Raw genomic sequence first — 20572 nt, 5'->3', positions numbered from 1 at the left:
ATGGGATTATCGGTGAAATTCTAAAAAATTTAAGAAACAACACCTTTATTTATGATTTTATTGCCCTTAACATTTCCCTTTTTCCTGGTGGCCCAGGCAACCTTTCGACCTCAAAACCAACAGCTTGCATGGCTCTCCTTACACTTCCTTTAGCTGCATAAGTAACTAGGACACCTTTCTTTTTAAGCGCCCTGAACATGATCTCAAAAACATCCTTTGTCCATAATTCTGGCTGCACCCTTGCGCCAAAAGCATCAAAATAGATAAGGTTCATACAATTTTCCAATGCTATTTCCTTAAAATCACGCTGCATTTTCAATATTGAAAAACCTTGGGATAGTAATGTACGCTCTTCCCATGGGGCTGCGTGCATTTTTTTGAATTGCCCTGAAAACTCCTGCGCGTTCAACTCCTCGATATAATTCAATTGGGATAATTCTTCCTCGGAAACAGGATAGGCCTCTACCCCACAATACTCGACGACCATGCCGGATTTGGAAGTTTCCAATAGAGTGATCAAAGCGTTCAACCCGGTACCGAAACCGATTTCCAAAATATGAACCACCTCATCTTTTTTACGAAAGAGATCCAAACCATGTTTTATAAAAACATGATATGCCTCCTGAATGGCACCATGTTTAGAATGGTACTGCTCATTCCAATCCTTTATCTGGATTGTCTTTGAACCATCGGCCGTTGTTATGATTTCCCTTTGCATCAATCCTTTAACAACACCCCATCGGCTTCAAAACCCAATGTTCTTTTAGGCTGATTTATTTTTGCAATTTCATCTACCGACTTACCTGCATCTTCTGCATAATGTCGTTGATCATCAACACTCATTTCCTCTACAAAGGCCAATCCATTAACCACGACTTCTTTGCCCGCAATGTCTTTGGGCATAAAGAATCCGTAATCCTTAAACCGCACCATCGCCACTTCCCCATCATCCAAAGCCACTTTCATCCAACAACCTTTGGCCTGGCAAACTTCTTTGACCACACCCACAAATTTAGTCTGTACGGTATCCGAAATTTTCATTGTCGTGTACTTCTTAGACATCTCCATCTGGGTTAAACTCCCTTCCCCTTGAAAAGCGATTCCAAATGCCGCTCTTTCCGTTTGGGTTTCTTGGGCGTGGCCAATAACAACCAATAAGGATACAATAATGAATATGTTAATTCTTTTCATATTTACGATTTTTTCAGTTGACATGGTAAAATTGAGCAATTTTAAAGAAAAAAGAAGAGCCTCTATCGATATTTTTCTAATTTTATTCAATAAATAGTATTTCAATGGAGACCAAGACAATGAATATAAAAATCGAAAAGGCAAAAACCTCAAAAATAGATAAAGTAGATTTTGACAACTTAGCTTTCGGAAATGTTTTTACAGACCATATGTTGGTCTGTGATTACAAAAACGGTTCTTGGAACATTCCCGAAATCATTCCTTACCAACCGATAAGCCTAGACCCATCTGCGAAAATATTCCATTATGGGCAATCTATTTTTGAAGGAATGAAAGCCTATAAAGATGAAAACAATGACATATGGCTTTTCCGTCCTTTAGACAATTGCAAACGATTGAACATCTCTGCAAAAAGAATGGCCATACCTGAAATACCTGAAGATTATTTCATGGAGGGACTTACCGCTCTTTTGAAGTTGGAAAAAGATTGGATACCGCAAACGCCCGGAAGTTCTTTATATATACGACCATTTATCTTTGCCTCAGGAACAGGGTTTCATGCTTCCCCGGCAGATGAATACAAATTCATTATCGCCTTTGCACCTTCCGGCGCCTATTTCTCCGGAAAAGTAAAAGTCTTGATCGAGGAAAAATATTCAAGATCTGCTAACGGCGGTGTTGGCTATGCCAAAGCCGGAGGAAACTATGCCGGACAATTCTACCCTACCCAACTCGCACTTGAAAAAGGGTACAACCAAGTTATTTGGACAGATGACAACACACATGAATTCATTGAGGAGGCAGGCGCAATGAACATTTTTGTTCGAATAAACGACACTTTGGTAACTGCTCCCACAAGTGACAGGATCCTTGATGGCATAACACGTAAAAGTATTTTAAAAATTGCTAAAGACGAAGGTATTGCCGTCGAGGAGCGTAAAATTACCGTATCGGAAATTGTGGAAGCTGCAAAAAACGGCTCTTTAAAAGAAATGTTCGGAGCGGGAACCGCTGCCGTAATTTCTCCGATTTCTGCATTCGGTTTTCGTGATGTTGATTATGATTTACCTGAAATAGGTGATAATTACGCATCGTTGCTCAAGAAAAGAATTACGGATATTCAATATAACCGAGCAGAAGACAAATTTGGATGGAGGGTTAAGGTTTAAACCTTACAATGCTACCCAGAATTGGAAATTGTTCCTTATTAATTTAAATAGGCTTAACTTTTATTTCGTTTTAAAGGTTAAGCCATATTACCGTTTCAAATAAATTCCAATTCACCCAACCATGAAAAAATCGATAGCCCTTTTAACATTGATCATTATCGGGATTAGTTCTTTATCCTGTAATTCAAAAAGTAAAAAAGAAAAACCTGCAGAACAACAAAAAGAAGTCCAAAACCCTATACTAACGAAAATAGCCGAATTAAAAAAGGCAGGGTATGATATCGTTGATTATCACGGTCATTTAAAAGGTGGGCTAACCATGGAGGACCTTTTGGAGCATTCCAAAGAAACAGGAATTGATTACGGTGTTGCTTTCAATGCGGGTATCGGATTCCCCATTACAAACGATTCCACACTTTTGGCCAATTACGATCGCTATAAGAAGTATCCCGTATATATGGCAATGCAAGCGGAAGGAAGGGAATGGGTTACCATGTTCTCTAAGGAAAACATCGCCACTTTCGATTATGTATTTACAGATGCCATGACATGGACCGATAAGAAAGGAAGAAGAATGCGCCTATGGATTCCAGAAGAAGTTTTTGTTGATGACAAGGATGATTTCATGGATCAGTTGGTCGACAAAATTGTCGGGGTTATGCAAAATGAACCCATCGATATCTATGTAAACTCAACCTACCTGCCCGACATCCTTCAACCTGAATATGATGAATTATGGACGAATGAACGCATGCAAAAAGTAATCGATGCCGCTGTCGCAAACAACATTGCCATAGAAATAAATGCCCGTTATAAAATTCCCTCTGCCACTTTTATAAAAAAAGCAAAAGCGGCGGGTGTGAAATTCAGTATGGGCACCAACAATACCGATAAAGACCTTGGTACTTTGGACTATGCCATTGAAATGATAGATACCTGCAATCTTGAACCCAGTGACTTCTTTACTCCTTTGAAAAAATAAATATTTTCAAACTAAGGTGAGGAAGGCTTACTGAACCCAGCATTTACACTCCAATCTGGAGTATAGCACTCTTTTATAACAAAACCGACTACTTTGGCTTTGGCATGACCACAAGTCAGTAAACCAAAAACATCCTTTTATTATACCCATGATCATTTATCAAGGACACTTTGAATATCGGGCTTAAAATAATTCGGCCCCTTAAGTACTTTTCCATCTTCCCTATAAATGGGCTTACCATCGGCACCTAGCTTACTCATATTACTTCTTTGTATCTCTTCAAAGACCTCTTCTATCTTATATTGCATACCATGTTCCAATATGGTACCACATAATATGTACAACATGTCGCCCAAGGCGTCCGCAACCTCAACCAAATCATTATTGTTCGCCGCTTCTAGGTATTCCTTGTTCTCCTCATCCATCAAATTAAACCTCAACCTATTCTTCTGTTCTCCCAAATCGGCCTTCATTTCAGATGACACTCCAAGACCGAAAGAATTATGAAAAATTTCCACCGCGCTTATTTTATGCTTCATATCCTTATATTTAGTTTAGCTTTGCTTAAAAATATAAAAGAAAGGATAAGTTCGTGAAAGATTTTATTCACAATAGAACAACACAAGCAATTAAAAGCAGTTCCCAACAACACAAAAACCATCCTCTTTTTTAAATAATGAACAACTAATTACCTTAACCATTATGTTCAGTACAGGACAATTGATTTTTGCCATTCTATTTATAATCGTATTTGCCATAATCATCACCGGAACCTATAAAAAAGACAAAAAACTCCACAACAAAAATTACAAAGGTGTTAAATGGGTAGGAATAATCTTCATAATCTTTTTAACAATCCTATTCATTATTAAGTTTTTGCTCAAAAATTAATACTAAAATTGCGCATACCACAAAAATCATCGTTTTGACAACAATTGAGGCATTTTATCCCGTATATAATACCAAACAACCTAATTTTGCGTTGTTGTACTAAAGCACTCAACTCATGACGACATTTTTAACTCTGGTCTTTGTATTGATTTTCATCAATATAGCAATGATTCTTACTAGCCTTTACAGTGCCAACAAAAGCAAAAGCACACCAAATGGCAGGCATGCCGATTCCAAAATTTCGAAGATATACCCTTTGGATATTTCTACTTCAGATTACAAAAAGGCCGTTTAGTTTTTCACCTTTAACAAAAATTTCGAGCCTTAGCCGCAAGAACCCTCTTTTCTTTTCCAGGTTCCAATAGCCTCGAATTTGAACGTAAAAAACGAATGAAACAATTATTACTTGTTTTTTTAGGAGGTGGAATAGGTAGTATGCTTAGATACCTTATATCAAGAACCTTCAACGATTTTTTTCAAAACTTTTACTTAGGCACCTTTATCGTCAACATTATCGGCTGTCTTATCATTGGCCTTGTATTCGGTCTCTCTTTAAAGAACAATTTCCTTACCCAAAACCAAACCCTTTTATTGACTACTGGGTTTTGTGGTGGTTTTACCACTTTCTCCACTTTCGCATTTGAAAACCATTCCTTGATCAAAGCAGAAGAGATACTACACTTTTCCTTTTACACACTTTCTAGTATTACTTTGGGCATTTTAGCCGTTTTACTTGGGTTCTGGTTAGCAAAACTTATTCACTAACACCCATCCTTTCTTTTTTATTCCATTTATAAAGAAGGTTCTAACCTATTCTTTACATCTCCCCCTACCTGATATTCAACAATAAAGATGACCAAACGTCAATTTTTTGTTTTTATTTTAACCCATCCCTATTTTTTTAGGGGTTAATTTGATATTATCATAATAATTATCAATATACCCCCATTTTTTTATGGGTATAAAATGAAATAATATACATTTAGCGCCATAAACGACAAATTATGAAGCAAATCGAAGCAATTATTAGAAAATCAAAATTTGATGAAGTAAAGAAAGCCTTACATCAAATTGAGGTCAATTTTTTTAGTTACTGGGACGTAACAGGGGTTGGCAATGAAAAACAAGGACATGTGTACAGAGGCATATCCTATAGCACCAGCGACATCCAGAGAAGGTATTTATCTATCGTGGTTTCCGATGAGTTTGCAGAAAGAACAGTAGCCACTTTATTGGATGCTGCCTATACCGGTAATGTAGGGGATGGTAAAGTTTTCGTTTCAGAAGTAGTTGAAGCGTACAGAATCAGAACTAAAGAAAGCGGACACGCCGGCATCAACTAATATAACCATCACCACTAAATCAAAAAATTATGACAGAAATACAACAAGAAGCATTGGATAAAGCTGTTGAAACTATCAACGGCGACATGGGTGCATTATGGATTACAATAGCCGCAGTGCTGGTTTTCTTTATGCAAGCAGGTTTTACATTGGTAGAGATAGGTTTTACCAGAAGTAAAAATGCAGGTAACATAATAATGAAGAACATCATGGACCTTTGTATCGGTTCAATTATGTTTTGGGCTGTAGGATACGGCATCATGTATGGTAGCGATCTGGTAATGGGAGGATTCTTTAGAACTAGCCCAGCTGACCAAGGTTATTTCTTTTTTAGCGCCTCGGATTGGTACAATTTATTCTTCCAAACCGTATTCTGCGCTACCGCGGCCACGATTGTTTCAGGAGCCGTAGCCGGTAGAACAAAATTTTCTACCTACTTGATCTTATCCGCAGTATTAACTACATTGATATATCCCATATCCGGAAGTTGGTACTGGCCTTTCGATGATGACGCTTGGTTGAACACCGCAGGTTTCATCGATTTCGCAGGTTCATCAGTAGTACACGCCGTTGGTGGTGGAGCTGCATTGGTAGCCGCTATCATGGTAGGACCTAGAATCGGTAAATATGTAGATGGTAAAGCCGTAGCGATACCAGGACACAATATCCCATTTGGCGCCATTGGCGTCATGATCCTTTGGTTAGGATGGTTCGGTTTTAACGGTGGTTCCCAATTGGCCTGGGGTGGTGACGATACCATCGCTGCAGGTAGTGTCATCATCAACACCAACCTTGCCGCTGCAATAGGGGCGGTATCCGCGTTACTTCTTACATGGTTGAAATATGGAAAACCAGATGTATCAATGACCTTGAACGGTGCCTTGGCCGGATTGGTGGGAATTACCGCTGGTTGTGGAGCTGTAAGTGCTTGGGGTGCTTTGGCAATTGGCTTAGTTTGTGGAATAATGGTCGTATTATCAATTGAATTCATTGACAAAAAACTTCATGTTGACGATCCAGTAGGTGCCATTTCCGTACACGGTGTATGTGGTTTCCTTGGTACTGTTTTAGTTGGTGTATTTGCCTTGGATGGCGGCTTGCTTTACGGTGGTGGTGCCAGCCTTCTATGGGTACAGACTTACGGTTCGTTAGCATACATCGCTTGGGCCGCCTTTGGTACGTTCGTCGTATTGATCATCTTAAAGAAAACCATCGGATTAAGAGTTTCCAAAGAAGTGGAAATGGACGGATTGGATATTCACGAACATGGTTCGGAAGCCTATCCTGATTTTAGATTGAACTCTCACTAAGATTACCTAAAAACGGAGCATACCACGTATGCTCCGTTACATAAAAATTCAACTAAAAAAATAAACAACAACTGATAACCCACAAATAAAAGGGCTGTCAAAATCCTTAACATATGAAAACAACGACAAAAAATTATTTAAAAAATCTAGCTTTTCTTGCTATTCTTTTTTCAGCAACAGCAACTTTTGCCCAAGAAGAGGAAGAAGCTAAAAAAGTTTCCATTAGCGGAAGCGTAGATGCTTACTACCAAACCAACTTAAGTGCATCTGATACTGAAGCACAATCTTTCGGCACCTCATTTGCCGATGAATTAGGGTTTGCTTTAGGTATGGCCAATATTATTGCAACCTATGAAGGGGAAAAAACCGGTGCTGTAGCCGATGTAACTTTTGGTCCAAGAGGCGAGTCCGCCACAGGAGGATATAACCTTAACCAATTATATGCATATTGGAATGTTTCCGATGCCACTACATTGACCATGGGTAGATTCAACACATTCTTGGGTTACGAAGTAATTTCACCGGTTGGCAACTTCAACTACAGCACTTCTTACCTATTCTCTAGCGGACCTTTTTCACATGTTGGATTAAAAGCTGATTTCGCCCTTTCCGATGATTTTAGCTTAATGTTGGCTTTAATGAATGTTACCGACACTAATAACAACTTAACAGGAGTTTATTCTGCCGGTGCCCAATTGGGTTACTCTGGCCAGTATTTGAATTTCTATTATGACGGAGGTGAAGTATTAGGATTTGAAGTAGATTATACTGGAGGTTTTGATTTATCTGATGACTTCTTTTTAGGAATCAATGCAGCCTATGCCGATAATGACGGTGAAGGTTTCTCCGGTGTGGCACTATATCCACAATTGGCAACATCCGATGATTTTTCAATTGGTCTAAGAGGTGAATATTTCTCAACCCGTTCAGATTTTATCGATGATGACCCAAGCGTTTTCGCTGCTACCATAACAGGTAGTTATACTGTTGAAAACCTAGTCATTAAGCCAGAAATCAGATTGGATTCTTGGGGTAGCGATGTTGAGCCTTATTTTGACGCAGATGGTGCAGCTTCCAAAAGTTTATCATCATTCTTAATTGCAGCAATATATTCGTTCTAAAATATAGTTGATTGATTTTATTATAGTTTAAGTTGAGACAAAACCCTGACAGAAATGTCAGGGTTTTTGTGTATCTAACAATGAACTAGTTATATTTATAATTCTAACCTAGAATAAAACAGAACAATTATGAAAAAAATCGAAGCGATTATTAGAAAATCTAGATTTGACGATGTCAAAAAAGCGTTACATGGGGTTGAAGTCAACTTCTTCAGTTACTGGGATGTAACCGGTATTGGTAACGAAAAACAAGGTCACGTATATAGGGGAATCTCTTATAGTACCGCAGATATCCAAAGAAGGTATTTATCAATTGTCATTTCAGACGAATTTTTAGAAAGAACCTTAGAAGCCATTCTTGAATCTGCCTACACCGGCAAAGTAGGCGACGGAAAAATATTCGTTTCGGAAATTACCGAAGCCTACAGAATTCGAACGAAGGAAGCCGGCCATGCCGGAATCAATTAAAAACAAAAAAACACTAGAATAAAATGGACGCAGGATTATTTACAGCAAACAATGTTTGGATGATGGTTTGTACCGCTCTAGTCTTTTTCATGCATACAGGATTTGCATTTTTAGAGATCGGTCTTACCAGGGAGAAGAACACCATAAACATACTTTTTAAAAACGTCTTCATCATATGTGTAGGCCTTTTACTTTATTACATAGGAGGATTCAATTTAATGTATCCCGGAGAATTTAACGGGTTTCTTGGCTTTGGAGGCTTTGGATTAAATATTGGGGAAGATGGCCTAACCCCAGCTTATGCAGATGGGGGATATACCTATTGGACAGACTTCCTTTTTCAAGGAATGTTTGCGGCAACGGCAGCAACAATAGTTTCTGGAGCTGTGGCCGAGCGAATTAAATTAGGGGCTTTTATGATATTCGTAATTTTCTATGTTGGCTTGGTCTACCCTATCGTAGGTTCTTGGCAATGGGGAGGCGGATTCCTTTCTACCCTCGGGGGCGAAGATGCAGGTTTTTATGATTTTGCAGGATCAACACTAGTACATTCAGTTGGTGGATGGGCCGCATTGATAGCCATTATACTTCTTGGCCCAAGATTGGGAAAATTTGACGAAAACGGAAAAGCACTTGCGATTCCCGGTCATAATATACCCATGGCCGCGGCAGGAGTGCTGATATTATGGCTAGGTTGGTTCGGTTTTAATGGCGGATCGGTACTTTCTGCAGACCCCGGACTAACATCTTTGGTTTTAGTTACCACGAGTTTAGCCGCTGCAGCTGGTGGGGTTTCTGCATTTTTCACCTCAACGGTTTTATACAAAAACTTTGATTTGACCATGTTCCTCAACGGAATCCTGGGTGGTCTGGTAGGTATTACAGCAGGGGCCGACCTTATGTCCCCTTTTGAAGCCATTATGATCGGATTGATAGCCGGCGTCATCATCGTTTTGGGTGTTGCCTTAATCGATCGTGTAAAACTGGATGATCCGGTGGGTGCGGTAACCGTTCACCTTATCTGTGGTATTTGGGGAACATTGGCAGTGGGCTTATTTGGCTCCAAGGCAGGCATAAGCCAATTTCTATATCAACTTACAGGTGTAGCGGCAGCTGGCATATTCTGCTGCCTAACTGCCTTTATCATAATCTTCACCCTTAAGAAAACTATGGGAATAAGAGTTTCTAAAGAAGAGGAGATTGAAGGCCTTGACATTCACGAACACGGAATGGATGCCTATCCTGATTTTAGGATGAACCAACATTAAAACCCAACAAAAAGGAGCGTTTATCAAACGCTCCTTTTTTTAATAGACGAACATTAAGAAATTTAATCCCTTTATGATTTACCCTTACCTTTCTTAAAATCCTTCACCCCGGCCAAAACCTTAGTATCCAATGAATTTACACTAGGGACCAGGGGGCAGGAATACTTTTTATTATAGGCACAATAAGGATTGTACGCCTTATTAAAATCAATGGTCAAGCTATCACCTTCAGGAATCCTTAAATCAATATACCTACCCCCTGCATATGTTTCCTGCCCGTTCGTTTGATCCGTAAAAGGAAGAAAAAGATAATCCTCGAATCCTTCCTCAAGCATTAATTGCTTATTCTGGTACACCTCTAATTGATGCGCTACCCCATTCAGTTGAAAATATGCAATACCATACACGGTCTCTTCCGATTCCCTTTCCGTCGTTGTAGGCATTAAAAACGGTAAAGCATCCGGGGTAAGTACAAACTTTGCCTTAACAATATAATTCGTATCCGGCTCAAAAAATTCGAGGCCTATAAAATCCTTTCGATAGCGATCTGGTAATGGAGATGTCTCCGGGTCCTTGAATTCTTCATTCAACTTTTCCTGAAACCCCAATACACCTTTAAGGGTTGTATCTACTATTTCGTCCAATACAACCTTACTTTCATCATGATATTTTTTACCTTGTTTACAGCTTACCAAAGTCATTATTAAAAATACCAATAAGAATGTATGCTTCATAATCATGAATTTAAGATCAAAAATACAACATATCATATTTTTAATTAGCTTTACTCTTCATTTGAACAACTTATGAGACAAAAATCGATTTATAAATACGTGAATCTGTATCCAAAAAAATGGGTCCAGCGCTGCTATGTTTAAAATCGAATAGACATTTATAACATTATAAAGCCCTGATGACAAACCCATCAGGGCTTTTTTTTTAATAGAAAAATGAAAAGACTTTACACCCAATACATTAACTCTTTTAAAGGGTTGTCCAAAGAAGTATGGTGGCTCTCATTGATCACATTGGTGAATAGGGCCGGCACAATGGTTATACCGTTCTTATCCCTTTACCTTACAGAAAGTTTAGGTTTCAGTTTGGAAAACGTGGGTAGTATAATGACCAGTTTCGGTTTGGGATCTTTGGCCGGTACTTGGATCGGAGGAAGGTTGACCGATAGAATAGGATATTACAAGGTTATGCTCGCTAGCCTTGTTGCAACAGGTTTTTTATTTATCGGTGTTCAATTTCTGGAAGGTTTCTGGCCTATATGCATTGGCATATTCATACTTATGGCCATTGCCGATGCTTTTAGACCAGCTGTATTCGTTGCCCTGAGCGCTTATAGCCGACCCGAAAACAAAACACGGTCAGTGACTTTAATACGTTTGGCCATCAACTTGGGATTTTCGGCCGGACCCGCAATTGGGGGCATCATAATTACATCTTTGGGGTATGGGGGACTTTTTTGGGTCGATGGCATTACATGTATGATCGCCGGCTCACTACTTTTCTTGATTCTGCATCCAAAAAAATCAAAAGTGATGGATGTAGTGCACCATCAATCTCCAAAATCGGCATATAGGGATTCCCAGTTCCTAGTGTTCATTGCCGCGATGGTATTGTTCGGTTTTGCCTTTGTGCAATATTTTTCTACCATGCCGATATACTATAGTGATATACATGCATTGAGCGAATTTGAGATAGGGATGCTTCTTGCCCTTAATGGTTTTTTCATCTTTGTCTTTGAAATGCCTTTGATCAAATTCATGGAAAGTAGAGCTTGGTCCAAAATATCGAATGTTATTTTCGGACTTGTATTGACCGCACTAAGTTTTCTAATCCTCAATATGATTTCGTGGATCGGTGTATTGGCGATTGGCATGCTTTTAATGACCATAGGTGAAATGATAGCATTCCCTTTTTCCAATGCATTCGCCATGGATCGTGCAAAAAGGGGAAACCAAGGTGAATATATGGCCCTTTACAGCATTTCTTTCTCTTTGGCACATATCTTCGGTCATAATTCCGGTATGCAGAGTATTGCCCATTTTGGATATGAAATTACATGGTACGGTATTACCGTTGTATGTATATTGGGTATATTGCTACTTTTACTTTTAAAAAACGTACTCCTAAAGAACAAATAGAAAACGAATGAGATTCATATACGCTTTATTATTGCTATGCCTTATTTCCACGGCTTGCCATCCGAGGAAAACCGAAAAAGGACCTACCGAAAAAAGTTCCAGGCATTTCCCGGTAGTAGACCCCAACAATTACAATGTTGCCTTTCTTATAATGAACGGCACGTATAATACGGAATTCACCGCACCCTATGATATCTTTCAACACACTAAATTCAGAAAGGGAATAAAGGCCATGAACACATTCACTATTGCCAATACCCTGGAACCCATTACAACTTTTGAAGGAGTGCGTATTTTACCCGATTATGATTACACCAAGGATAAGCTTCCCAAAATAGATATCTTAGTGGTTCCCAGTGCCGAACATCATTTGGATACTGACCTGAAAGACTCTGTTATGTTGAAATTTGTTCACAAGGTGGATAAGGAAGCCCTGTTCATGACCTCCCATTGTGATGGGGCTTTTGTTTTGGCCAAAGCCGGATTGTTGGACAGTGTAATTTCCACGACATTCCCCAGTGATATTGAATTGTACCAAAAGACCTTTCCCCATTTAAATGTAAAAGACAGCGTTTTATTCGTTCATGATGATAAGTACATTACCTCTGCAGGTGGGGCCAAAAGTTTTGAGGCATCACTTTATTTATGCGAGATTTTATACGGCAAGGAAATAGCGGAGTCTATTGCCAAAGGATTGGTTATAGATTGGGACCTTACAAAGATTCCCAAACTTATTCCTCAATAATATCGTAACGGGCCTTTTTAAGGTATTTATCGACCAATTCATTGAATTCCGGTGTAATCCTCAAAAGCGCGGTATTTTCCAAAGCATAGAGCTCATCAACATTATCGTAGCCGATCTTAAGTAATTCCTCAAGATAAAAAAGGGCCGTACCGAAATCTTCCACCTTGGCATTAATCGATATCACCTTAAGGTAGTTCGCATATTCCTCTGGGGTGGTTATGGTTTTCAACATCCATAAAAAATTCAGAGCCTCCTCATCAACAACGGTATCAGATTGTATTAAATCAATATTATCATCGATCAAAGCATCTAAATAAGACTTGAGTCTAACCCCCATATATTGCTCATATACATTCGGGTTTTTTTTATACTTCCCTAACTCGTCTATTTGGTATTTCCACCAACCAAGATTATTGTAATTATAAGTAAAAACATCTTCTCCCAAAGCATAATCATAGTCAGACTTGATTAAGTCTTCCTTGAAAAACAAAGCGGTCTCATTTCGCTTTTGACTTCGATATACCGTATTTCTCCTCAAAGCCTTTAAACTGTTCTTCAAAGAATCAACAACAATCAATGGCTTATAAACCTCAATGATCTCCTCAAGTTTTCGATAAGCATCCAAAGGTTTGTTCTCTGAAATAAGTTGATTGGACCTATTCAGATTTTCCATGTACGTCCTCATTATAAAAACTGAATCTTTTGGGATGATTTTATCTTCCATTGCCCCGATAGTGAGTAATTCCATTGCTTCGGAAAGCAATTCCTGCCGTGGCCATTGGTGGCCACCGTCAAATATCAAATTCTGATTCTTGAACTTCAATGTTTTAAATAGGTTTTTACTCCTGAGCATATTGGGATAATTAAAATCCTTTACCCCAACGATCCCAATAAAATGAAAAGGATTCTTACTTGATAGGACTTCGCTATTGGCAACACCGGCCCCACAGGAAACAACACCTTTAATTTGGCTGAAAAAAGTTGGCATGAGTGAAGCCATACGGGCCCCACCACCAAAGCCGGCGGTATAAACCCTTCCGTTCTGGATTTTGAAGATATTGAAGACCGTTTGGAACAAGCGCTTCGAAACAAGAACGTTTTCACTTAAGGATAGCGTATCACTAACATTATTGGGAGCTGCTATCACATATTGATTTTCCTCAGCGGCCATTGAGAACATCCTCACGACACTAGCTCCCCTGCCCTTGACATCATAAACAAAAATAATCGGGGTTGGTTTACCCACCTCAAAATTTGTGGGCAAATAAAGGGCGAAACTTTCCGGAATGGTATCATTGACCTTAACGGAATCTATGACAACTCCTTTTCTAAAAGTAAATTGCTGGGCCGTTGATACATATACCGAACAGAGAACGAAAAGGAAAAAATATTTTTTCATACCAAATCAATTATCAAAAATCTCGCCAAAGAGATATCTCAAAGATAAAAATTAAGGATGTTGAAATAAGATTTATTCCCCGATATTTCCTATTTCTATTCCCTCGGAATACGCGACCTTTATTTCATTGGCATTAAAGGCCCTTTTTATGGCTATCTGAAGGTATTCATTGACTTTATCCATCTCCATATCCTAAAATAAATGATAAATTCATTGGTAGCCAAATTGATTCACCGAAAATAACGAATATCAACAAACCCTACTTTACAATTGACGCGTTCGACACCACTTCTGAAAGAATAATATGTGTTCTGGTCTCCCCGAACTGTATCAACTTATCAATAAACCGTTCTAAATGAAATTGATCCTTCAACACAACCTCCATAACAATGTTCTCATTTCCTGTAACCCTATAACAATTTATGACCTCATCGTAACCCTTTACTATTTCTAAAAACGGTTTTAATTTACCCATAAATGCCTTAAGGGTTATGATCGCCTTTAGTTGATGACCTGTTAAGGTATGGGAAAGAAAAGTCTTGTACCCTTTAATAATACCAAGGTCTTCCAATTTTTTTATTCTTTCGGCCACAGCGGGTGGGGTGAGCCCCACTTTTCGGCCAATACTTGCAAAAGATTCCCTCGCATTTTCCTGTAGGCAGCCCAGTATGCGCCAATTTAGCTCATCAATAGCACTATTTAAAGTATAAGCCATATAATTATTTCGTTTATTAAGTAAATATACACTTTTACCTTATATTCCAAATTGAATCTTGTAAAATGGAGCGTAACTTTATTCTATTCTAATTGCTACGGAAATAATGCCAAAGAAAAATTTGAGACATGTACCGGTATACAGAAAGGCTCTTGAGCTTTGTGCCACAAGTAGGGCAATTGCCTCTTATGTCACCTTCAATAAAGACCTTTTAAAACTATATACTTCCAATAGTTTACGGGACATTGTTGCTGACTCGTTATTGACCGATGCCATATTGATTCCCCAAAAAATAGCCCAAACCGAATGGTCACTTTCCAAAGATGAAAAAAGGAGGAATATTTCCTTTATAAATATTATGCTAAAGAACATCAATTCTTATTGCATAGGACTTGAGCGAGATGGTCATGAAAAGGAATACCTGAACGTACTGAGAAAAGAAATAAAAAGCTTCAGGAAATCATTCACAAAATGGACCGCTTCTTTCCCATATTAAGTCTGTATATGCCATAATAGCATTGCCCACAATAAAAAACCAACATTATCATACTAATTTGATGCTTTTTTAGTTCTAATTTTGGGCTTTAAAAATTATCGAGTTTGAAAACCACAATACTTATTCATTGTCCCGATCAATCGGGAATCATTAGTGCGGTTACAGGTTTCATCCATGCAAAAGGTGGCAATATCATTTACCTGGACCAACATGTTGACAAAACGGCCAATGTTTTCTTTATGCGCTTGGAAAGTGATTTTGATGACAATTCACTAAATCTGGAAAGGTTTAAAGAAGAGTTCAAATCTTCCCTGTCCAATCCCTACCAAATGGAGTGGAGCTTGCATTTAGATAGTATTTTACCTAAAATGGCCATATTTGTTTCCAAATACAACCACTGTCTTTATGATCTACTTAGCAGGTACCATTCCGAGGAATTACGGGCTGAGATTCCCTTTATCATTAGCAACCATAAAGACCTAGGATATATAGCAGAACAGTTCAATATCCCCTTCTATCATATTCCCGTCACTAAGGACACCAAAAAAGAAGCCGAAAAACGGCAATTGGAATTGCTTAAGGAACACAATGTCGATTTTATTGTTTTGGCCCGTTACATGCAGATTGTCAGCAGCAGATTGATCAGTGAATTCCCTAATAAAATAATCAATATACATCACTCATTCCTACCTGCATTTGCCGGGGCCAAACCCTATCATGCGGCTTTTGATAGAGGCGTTAAGATTATTGGAGCCACTAGCCATTATGTTACAGAGGAACTTGATGCCGGGCCTATTATCGAGCAAGATGTAACCACCGTTACCCACACCCATACCATAAAGGATTTTATTACAAAAGGTAGGGACTTGGAGAAAATAGTACTATCAAGGGCCGTTAAGTTACATGTAAAACGAAAGACCATGGTCTATAACAATAAAACCGTAATATTCTCTTAATCTGAAAACAAATACTATGAAAAAAAAGATAATCGTTCTATTCCTTTCTTTAAATCTTATAGCCTGTGGCGAACTACAACAGGTTATCGACCAATTGCCCCAAGGCAGTACAAGCATCGGTAATGTTGAAATAGCTGAAGGGCTTAGGGAAGCCTTGAATATGGGCATTGAAAAACAGGTTGCCAAATTAACCAAAACCGATGGTTTCTTTAAAAATGAATTGGTAAAAATAGTATTGCCCGAAGAGCTTCAGAAAGTTGACAAAACCTTAAGGGATATTGGTTTGGGCAACTTGGCCGATGAAGGACTAAAAGTATTGAACCGCGCTGCGGAAGACGCTGTTAGTGAAGCAACCCCAATATTCGTAGATGCCGTTAAAGGAATAACCTTTGATGATGCCAAAAACATATTAATGGGCAATGATGATGCTGCGACCCAGTATTTGACCAATGCTACACAAACCGCTTTGTACGCAAAGTTCAACCCTGTAATCAAAAATTCTTTCGAAAAAGTGGGTGCGGACCAAATTTGGAGTAACCTAATTACTAGATATAATAGTATACCCCTTGTTAAAAAAGTAAATCCGGACCTTACGGACTATGTTACCAACGAGGCATTGGACGGGGTATATACAATGATTGCCGTAGAAGAAAAGGAAATCAGGACAAAAGTAGGATCCCGAACTACGGACTTGCTGCGAAAGGTTTTCACCTTACAGGATTGATTCTTAAATATATATACATTTAATTATACTAAAAGTAAATTAAACCCGTTGGTAAAGAAAGGAGAGTTTTAACATATTACTAATCTTTATTTAACTAAGAGGTCGTAATATTTTGAGTTCCTTTGTACAGAATTATTTGAGTTAGTAATTTTTTGAGTTAGTTAGTTAAAAAACCGGTGGGAGCATCGGTTTTTTTTTATTCCCTGACCTATAGATCAATTTCGCGTAAATCTTTTGGGAATCGACATATAGTAAAAACAAGCATCCGCAGCCCTATTATCCACATCAAATCTTAAGGGTAATATATTTTCAACTTACCCTAGATAGAAAGGATATGGAATTTGATTAGGGAAAAAGAAGTGATAATTTAGTTCTTAGAACTACCTACTACCTAGTCGTATCGGCCACATAAGAGATGACCATTCTATTAAATATCTGAGGTTGTTCCACATTGACCACATGACCACAATATTCAATGGTCAACAAACTACAAGCCGTATGGTTTTGCACGATTTTCTTTACTGCGGGCAAAAACAGATAATCTTCCCCTCCCATTACGTATAATGTGGGGATTTTTGTATCTACTGCCCTGAACAAACGTAAAAGTGGGTTTATTTCCGAGGTTAATTTAAACCATCTGGTAAATTCTTTCTGATATAATTTTTTTGCCTCCCTAACGAAAAGAGAACGCGATTCCCTATGGTTCTTGTTGGGCATAATAATAAATGCAAAGAACTTATAGAGCCATAAATAAGGTATTATAGATTTAAATAAGGTTCCTAACTTGATCAATATCTGCGAACGAATATCCAACTGCATAATTGCACCGCCCATTACCATACTCTCAACCCTATGCGGATATTTTTCAGCAAGGTTTCTAATAAGAATGGTTCCCAAGGAAATACCTATGAAGTGTGATTTTTCGATTTTCAAATGATCGATAACCTCTACTATATCGTGTGTAATGGAATCAAAAGTGTATTTATCGTTAAAGGCATCCTTTAAGGAAGGTTTTGAATCCCCATGTCCCCTTAAATCCAACAACAATATATTAAAGTGCTTTTTAAATTCGCGCACTTGTTTGTACCAAATGGAAGAACTGCCTCCTGCTCCATGAACAAAAGTCACCCAAGTGGTCGATTCTTTGTGTAAGTATGTATAGTAGTTTAACAATAGTGTTCTCTGAGCGTCCCGTTCTAAGGAATTGTGCAATGTATTAAATCTTTTTAAAGCAAAGCTATATTAAGGATTTTTTTAACAGCGATTTCGTTATGTTTTTATGAACAACATTACATAATTGTTAATAAATAGATAAATCATCTAAAAAATTAAGAATCAATAGGCTTTACAACATCTATAATCATAATTAGCACGTATATTCAATATAACACGTACACACTATGGAAAATCAATATTGCAAAGTTGGATCGGTAACTTCTATTTTAGCCGGCAAACAAGCCATAACCTTATTGGAATATCAATATCAATGCTTTATGGAAAGAGCCTCGAACATCAAATACAGTAATACCAAATTGGGAGAGTTTTTTGAGCTAAAGGCAAAAAAGACCAAAAGAAGATTGGAAGAACTAGGATAGATCTCTAATCCATTGATTTTAGCTCTTCCTGCATTTGTCGCTGCAACGCCTCTGCGTTCAGTGCGGCTTGTGATGCAAAATCCCGATTTTTTGAAGCATAAATAATACCCCTAGAAGAATTTACCAATAAACCAATATCTTGGTTCATTCCAAAATGGCATACTTCTTTAAGACTACCTCCTTGGGCACCAACTCCGGGCACCAATAAAAAACTTTTAGGAACGATTTTACGAATTTCAGCAAGATAACTTGCTTTAGTGGCCCCGACCACGTACATTAAATTATCTGCATTCTTATAGGTAAGCGAAGTCTGAAGCACTTTTTCATACAAAGGTACGCCATCCACTTTCTGGGTTTGAAAATCAAACGCCCCTTCATTGGATGTTAAGGCCAACAAGATCGTATGTTTATTTTCAAAAGCCAAAAATGGTTCTACGGAATCTTTACCCATATAAGGCGCTATGGTTATAGAATCAAAACCGAACTCCTCGAAGAAAGCCTTCGCATATCGTGTTGATGTATTCCCAATATCACCCCTCTTGGCATCGGCTATGGTAAAAATTTCTGGATGGTTTTCATTCAAATAAGCAATCGTCTTGCCCAGTGCCTTCCACCCTTTTATGCCATAAGCTTCATAAAAAGCGGTGTTCGGCTTATAAGCCACACATAAATGATGGGTTGCATCGATTATTGCCTTATTGAAAGCGAATATGGCATCCTCCTCTTCTAAAAGATGAGGGGGTATTTTCTCCAAATCGGTATCTAACCCAATACATAGAAAGGATTGTTTCTTGTGAATCTCTGAAATTAAGTGCTCGGTAGTCATGATCCAAAAATACCCTCGAATGCAGTCGAGAGGTTATATTTAATGTAAAGTCCTGAAAATTCCCGACTGCACCCGACCGGACATAAAAAATGAGGACCCCTTAAAATATTTCAGAAGCCTCTTTCAGTTTCTCTGTATTCTCAACCAAACTCAACTCGTCAATGATTTTTTGAATATCACCATCGATGATATTCTGAAGATCATAAAGAGTCAATCCGATTCTATGATCGGTAACCCTTCCTTGTGGATAATTATAAGTCCTGATCTTTGCGGAACGGTCACCACTACTTACCTGCGAATTTCTTTTAGCTGCGTCTTCCTCCTGCTTTTTGGCCAACTCCAGATCATACAATCTTGATCGAAGTACCTTAAAAGCTTTTTCCTTGTTTTTATGCTGGGATTTTTGGTCTTGGCATTGAGCGACCAAACCCGTAGGAATATGGGTAAGTCGTACTGCGGAATAAGTGGTATTCACCGATTGCCCCCCAGGTCCTGAAGAACAGAAAAAATCTATTCGCACATCCTTGGGATCGATCTGAACATCAAAATCCTCAGCCTCTGGCAGTACCATTACCGTAGCGGCGCTGGTATGCACCCGGCCTTGTGTTTCGGTCTGAGGCACCCTTTGCACCCTATGTACACCGGCTTCAAATTTCAAGGTTCCGTACACATCTTCCCCGTTGACCTCGAACTGAATTTCCTTATAGCCTCCGCTCGTGCCCTCACTTAAATCAATGACATTGGTTTTCCAACCTTTGCTCTCACAGTATTTGGTATACATCCTAAAAAGGTCTCCCGCAAAAATACTCGCCTCATCTCCACCGGTACCGGCACGTATCTCTACCACTACATCCTTTGCATCTTCGGGGTCTTTGGGAATCAACATGAATTTTATCTCTTCCTCCAATATGGGAAATGCCGCCTTCGCCTCTTCCATCTGCATTTTGGCCATTTCCACCATTTCGGCATCACTACCATCAGAAATAATTTCCTCGGCTTCTTTGATATTATTCGTAAGCTCTATATATGCATCCCGTTTGGCCACTAGGTTTTTAAGATCCTTATATTCCTTTGTAAGCTGCACATATCTTTTCTGATCCGTGATCACATCGGGCTGAATAATGAGGTCTGAAACCTCATCAAAACGCTGCTTTACTATATTTAATTTATCAATCATGTTCTTTCCTGTATTGCTGCGAATTTACGATAAATTTACACAT

At 38.6% G+C, this 20572-nt stretch carries 24 protein-coding genes; 15 read left to right on the top strand and 9 right to left on the bottom strand.

Going from position 1 to position 20572, the window contains the following annotated elements; genetic code table 11:
* Positions 1 to 49 precede the first annotated feature (49 nt).
* Both mnmC2 and GJ691_RS13295 read right to left on the bottom strand, forming a co-directional pair.
* Positions 50 to 718 carry a tRNA (5-methylaminomethyl-2-thiouridine)(34)-methyltransferase MnmC2 gene (gene mnmC2, locus GJ691_RS13300; RefSeq protein WP_154367671.1) on the bottom strand — a complete coding sequence of 223 codons (669 nt, stop codon included), beginning with the start codon at positions 716 to 718 and terminating at the stop codon, positions 50 to 52.
* Positions 718 to 1191: a DUF4920 domain-containing protein gene (locus GJ691_RS13295; RefSeq protein WP_154367669.1), complete on the bottom strand. Its 474-nt coding sequence runs from the start codon at positions 1189 to 1191 to the stop codon at positions 718 to 720. Before GJ691_RS13295 ends, mnmC2 begins: the two co-directional genes overlap by 1 nt.
* Before the next feature lie 104 nt (positions 1192 to 1295).
* Between GJ691_RS13295 and GJ691_RS13290 the strand changes: the two genes are divergently transcribed.
* Both GJ691_RS13290 and GJ691_RS13285 read left to right on the top strand, forming a co-directional pair.
* The gene (locus tag GJ691_RS13290; protein ID WP_154367667.1) at positions 1296 to 2360 is read left to right on the top strand and encodes a branched-chain amino acid aminotransferase; all 1065 of its coding nucleotides are present in this window, start codon (positions 1296 to 1298) and stop codon (positions 2358 to 2360) included.
* Positions 2361 to 2481: 121 nt separating this feature from the next.
* Positions 2482 to 3342, top strand: a complete 861-nt coding sequence (locus GJ691_RS13285) for a hypothetical protein (protein ID WP_154367665.1) — start codon at positions 2482 to 2484, stop codon at positions 3340 to 3342.
* Between the two features lie 152 nt (positions 3343 to 3494).
* Here the strand turns inward: GJ691_RS13285 and GJ691_RS13280 are convergent, their stop codons facing one another.
* Positions 3495 to 3881, bottom strand: a complete 387-nt coding sequence (locus GJ691_RS13280) for a pyrophosphohydrolase domain-containing protein (protein WP_154367663.1) — start codon at positions 3879 to 3881, stop codon at positions 3495 to 3497.
* Positions 3882 to 4348: 467 nt separating this feature from the next.
* On the opposite strand from GJ691_RS13280, the gene GJ691_RS13275 reads away from it, so the two are divergent.
* The 7 genes from GJ691_RS13275 to GJ691_RS13245 all read left to right on the top strand — a co-directional run bounded on the left by GJ691_RS13275 (position 4349) and on the right by GJ691_RS13245 (position 9743).
* A complete protein-coding gene (locus GJ691_RS13275; protein WP_154367661.1) occupies positions 4349 to 4528 on the top strand; it encodes a hypothetical protein in 180 nt (59 codons plus the stop codon).
* 95 nt (positions 4529 to 4623) lie between these two features.
* Entirely contained in the window at positions 4624 to 4998 is a 375-nt protein-coding gene (crcB, locus tag GJ691_RS13270; protein WP_154367659.1) for a fluoride efflux transporter CrcB, read from the top strand.
* A 239-nt stretch (positions 4999 to 5237) separates the two neighbouring features.
* Positions 5238 to 5576 carry a P-II family nitrogen regulator gene (locus tag GJ691_RS13265; protein ID WP_154367657.1) on the top strand — a complete coding sequence of 113 codons (339 nt, stop codon included), beginning with the start codon at positions 5238 to 5240 and terminating at the stop codon, positions 5574 to 5576.
* Between the two features lie 29 nt (positions 5577 to 5605).
* Positions 5606 to 6886, top strand: coding sequence for an ammonium transporter (locus GJ691_RS13260; RefSeq protein ID WP_154367654.1), 1281 nt, complete (start codon positions 5606 to 5608; stop codon positions 6884 to 6886).
* A 113-nt stretch (positions 6887 to 6999) separates the two neighbouring features.
* The gene (locus GJ691_RS13255; protein WP_154367652.1) at positions 7000 to 8007 is read left to right on the top strand and encodes an outer membrane beta-barrel protein; all 1008 of its coding nucleotides are present in this window, start codon (positions 7000 to 7002) and stop codon (positions 8005 to 8007) included.
* Between the two features lie 129 nt (positions 8008 to 8136).
* A complete protein-coding gene (locus tag GJ691_RS13250) occupies positions 8137 to 8475 on the top strand; it encodes a P-II family nitrogen regulator (protein WP_154367650.1) in 339 nt (112 codons plus the stop codon).
* A gap of 23 nt (positions 8476 to 8498) precedes the next feature.
* Positions 8499 to 9743 carry an ammonium transporter gene (locus GJ691_RS13245; protein WP_154367648.1) on the top strand — a complete coding sequence of 415 codons (1245 nt, stop codon included), beginning with the start codon at positions 8499 to 8501 and terminating at the stop codon, positions 9741 to 9743.
* A gap of 71 nt (positions 9744 to 9814) precedes the next feature.
* Here the strand turns inward: GJ691_RS13245 and GJ691_RS13240 are convergent, their stop codons facing one another.
* Positions 9815 to 10477, bottom strand: coding sequence for a DUF1684 domain-containing protein (locus tag GJ691_RS13240; RefSeq protein WP_154367645.1), 663 nt, complete (start codon positions 10475 to 10477; stop codon positions 9815 to 9817).
* 216 nt (positions 10478 to 10693) lie between these two features.
* On the opposite strand from GJ691_RS13240, the gene GJ691_RS13235 reads away from it, so the two are divergent.
* Both GJ691_RS13235 and GJ691_RS13230 read left to right on the top strand, forming a co-directional pair.
* Positions 10694 to 11896, top strand: a complete 1203-nt coding sequence (locus GJ691_RS13235; protein ID WP_154367643.1) for an MDR family MFS transporter — start codon at positions 10694 to 10696, stop codon at positions 11894 to 11896.
* Positions 11897 to 11903: 7 nt separating this feature from the next.
* Positions 11904 to 12641, top strand: a complete 738-nt coding sequence (locus GJ691_RS13230; RefSeq protein ID WP_154367641.1) for a DJ-1/PfpI family protein — start codon at positions 11904 to 11906, stop codon at positions 12639 to 12641.
* On the opposite strand, the gene GJ691_RS13225 is transcribed toward GJ691_RS13230, so the two are convergent.
* Complete coding sequence (locus GJ691_RS13225; protein WP_154367640.1) at positions 12628 to 14040, bottom strand: alpha/beta hydrolase family protein; 1413 nt, start codon at positions 14038 to 14040, stop codon at positions 12628 to 12630. The genes GJ691_RS13230 and GJ691_RS13225 overlap by 14 nt on opposite strands.
* A 259-nt stretch (positions 14041 to 14299) precedes the next feature.
* Positions 14300 to 14755, bottom strand: a complete 456-nt coding sequence (locus GJ691_RS13220; RefSeq protein WP_154367638.1) for an Lrp/AsnC family transcriptional regulator — start codon at positions 14753 to 14755, stop codon at positions 14300 to 14302.
* A 106-nt stretch (positions 14756 to 14861) separates the two neighbouring features.
* Here GJ691_RS13220 and GJ691_RS13215 point away from each other — a divergent pair, with 106 nt between their 5' ends.
* The 3 genes from GJ691_RS13215 (at position 14862) to GJ691_RS13205 (ending at position 16931) form a co-directional block, all read left to right on the top strand.
* Positions 14862 to 15251 (top strand): hypothetical protein, encoded by a 390-nt coding sequence (locus tag GJ691_RS13215; protein WP_154367636.1) that lies wholly within the window; start codon positions 14862 to 14864, stop codon positions 15249 to 15251.
* Positions 15252 to 15355: 104 nt separating this feature from the next.
* A complete protein-coding gene (gene purU, locus GJ691_RS13210) occupies positions 15356 to 16207 on the top strand; it encodes a formyltetrahydrofolate deformylase (protein WP_154367634.1) in 852 nt (283 codons plus the stop codon).
* A 16-nt stretch (positions 16208 to 16223) separates the two neighbouring features.
* Positions 16224 to 16931, top strand: a complete 708-nt coding sequence (locus GJ691_RS13205) for a DUF4197 domain-containing protein (RefSeq protein WP_154367632.1) — start codon at positions 16224 to 16226, stop codon at positions 16929 to 16931.
* 387 nt (positions 16932 to 17318) lie between these two features.
* Here the strand turns inward: GJ691_RS13205 and GJ691_RS13200 are convergent, their stop codons facing one another.
* Complete coding sequence (locus GJ691_RS13200; RefSeq protein ID WP_154367780.1) at positions 17319 to 18104, bottom strand: alpha/beta fold hydrolase; 786 nt, start codon at positions 18102 to 18104, stop codon at positions 17319 to 17321.
* A gap of 227 nt (positions 18105 to 18331) precedes the next feature.
* On the opposite strand from GJ691_RS13200, the gene GJ691_RS13195 reads away from it, so the two are divergent.
* On the top strand, positions 18332 to 18526 hold the full coding sequence (locus tag GJ691_RS13195) for a hypothetical protein (protein WP_154367630.1): 195 nt from the start codon (positions 18332 to 18334) through the stop codon (positions 18524 to 18526).
* Positions 18527 to 18530: 4 nt separating this feature from the next.
* Here the strand turns inward: GJ691_RS13195 and pyrF are convergent, their stop codons facing one another.
* On the bottom strand, positions 18531 to 19352 hold the full coding sequence (pyrF, locus tag GJ691_RS13190) for an orotidine-5'-phosphate decarboxylase (RefSeq protein WP_154367628.1): 822 nt from the start codon (positions 19350 to 19352) through the stop codon (positions 18531 to 18533).
* A 100-nt stretch (positions 19353 to 19452) separates the two neighbouring features.
* Positions 19453 to 20529 carry a peptide chain release factor 1 gene (gene prfA, locus GJ691_RS13185; protein ID WP_154367626.1) on the bottom strand — a complete coding sequence of 359 codons (1077 nt, stop codon included), beginning with the start codon at positions 20527 to 20529 and terminating at the stop codon, positions 19453 to 19455.
* Between the last annotated feature and the right edge of the window lie 43 nt (positions 20530 to 20572).

Source organism: Maribacter luteus (genome assembly GCF_009674825.1).
Classification (GTDB): Bacteria; Bacteroidota; Bacteroidia; order Flavobacteriales; family Flavobacteriaceae; genus Maribacter_A; species Maribacter_A luteus.
This window is presented reverse-complemented; position numbering and strand designations above follow the sequence as displayed.

Excerpts from the sequence above, each read along its gene's own strand:
- GJ691_RS13295 (WP_154367669.1), bottom strand. The coding sequence starts at position 1,191 with ATGAAAAGAATTAACATATTCATTATTGTATCCTTATTGGTTGTTATT.
- GJ691_RS13220 (WP_154367638.1), bottom strand. The coding sequence starts at position 14,755 with ATGGCTTATACTTTAAATAGTGCTATTGATGAGCTAAATTGGCGCATA.
- GJ691_RS13195 (WP_154367630.1), top strand. The coding sequence starts at position 18,332 with ATGGAAAATCAATATTGCAAAGTTGGATCGGTAACTTCTATTTTAGCC.
- pyrF (WP_154367628.1), bottom strand. The coding sequence starts at position 19,352 with ATGACTACCGAGCACTTAATTTCAGAGATTCACAAGAAACAATCCTTT.
- GJ691_RS13265 (WP_154367657.1), top strand. The coding sequence starts at position 5,238 with ATGAAGCAAATCGAAGCAATTATTAGAAAATCAAAATTTGATGAAGTA.
- GJ691_RS13260 (WP_154367654.1), top strand. The coding sequence starts at position 5,606 with ATGACAGAAATACAACAAGAAGCATTGGATAAAGCTGTTGAAACTATC.
- crcB (WP_154367659.1), top strand. The coding sequence starts at position 4,624 with ATGAAACAATTATTACTTGTTTTTTTAGGAGGTGGAATAGGTAGTATG.
- GJ691_RS13280 (WP_154367663.1), bottom strand. The coding sequence starts at position 3,881 with ATGAAGCATAAAATAAGCGCGGTGGAAATTTTTCATAATTCTTTCGGT.
- GJ691_RS13285 (WP_154367665.1), top strand. The coding sequence starts at position 2,482 with ATGAAAAAATCGATAGCCCTTTTAACATTGATCATTATCGGGATTAGT.
- GJ691_RS13240 (WP_154367645.1), bottom strand. The coding sequence starts at position 10,477 with ATGAAGCATACATTCTTATTGGTATTTTTAATAATGACTTTGGTAAGC.
- GJ691_RS13290 (WP_154367667.1), top strand. The coding sequence starts at position 1,296 with ATGGAGACCAAGACAATGAATATAAAAATCGAAAAGGCAAAAACCTCA.
- mnmC2 (WP_154367671.1), bottom strand. The coding sequence starts at position 718 with ATGCAAAGGGAAATCATAACAACGGCCGATGGTTCAAAGACAATCCAG.
- prfA (WP_154367626.1), bottom strand. The coding sequence starts at position 20,529 with ATGATTGATAAATTAAATATAGTAAAGCAGCGTTTTGATGAGGTTTCA.
- GJ691_RS13275 (WP_154367661.1), top strand. The coding sequence starts at position 4,349 with ATGACGACATTTTTAACTCTGGTCTTTGTATTGATTTTCATCAATATA.
- GJ691_RS13245 (WP_154367648.1), top strand. The coding sequence starts at position 8,499 with ATGGACGCAGGATTATTTACAGCAAACAATGTTTGGATGATGGTTTGT.
- GJ691_RS13235 (WP_154367643.1), top strand. The coding sequence starts at position 10,694 with ATGAAAAGACTTTACACCCAATACATTAACTCTTTTAAAGGGTTGTCC.
- GJ691_RS13250 (WP_154367650.1), top strand. The coding sequence starts at position 8,137 with ATGAAAAAAATCGAAGCGATTATTAGAAAATCTAGATTTGACGATGTC.
- GJ691_RS13225 (WP_154367640.1), bottom strand. The coding sequence starts at position 14,040 with ATGAAAAAATATTTTTTCCTTTTCGTTCTCTGTTCGGTATATGTATCA.
- GJ691_RS13255 (WP_154367652.1), top strand. The coding sequence starts at position 7,000 with ATGAAAACAACGACAAAAAATTATTTAAAAAATCTAGCTTTTCTTGCT.
- GJ691_RS13205 (WP_154367632.1), top strand. The coding sequence starts at position 16,224 with ATGAAAAAAAAGATAATCGTTCTATTCCTTTCTTTAAATCTTATAGCC.
- GJ691_RS13215 (WP_154367636.1), top strand. The coding sequence starts at position 14,862 with ATGCCAAAGAAAAATTTGAGACATGTACCGGTATACAGAAAGGCTCTT.
- GJ691_RS13230 (WP_154367641.1), top strand. The coding sequence starts at position 11,904 with ATGAGATTCATATACGCTTTATTATTGCTATGCCTTATTTCCACGGCT.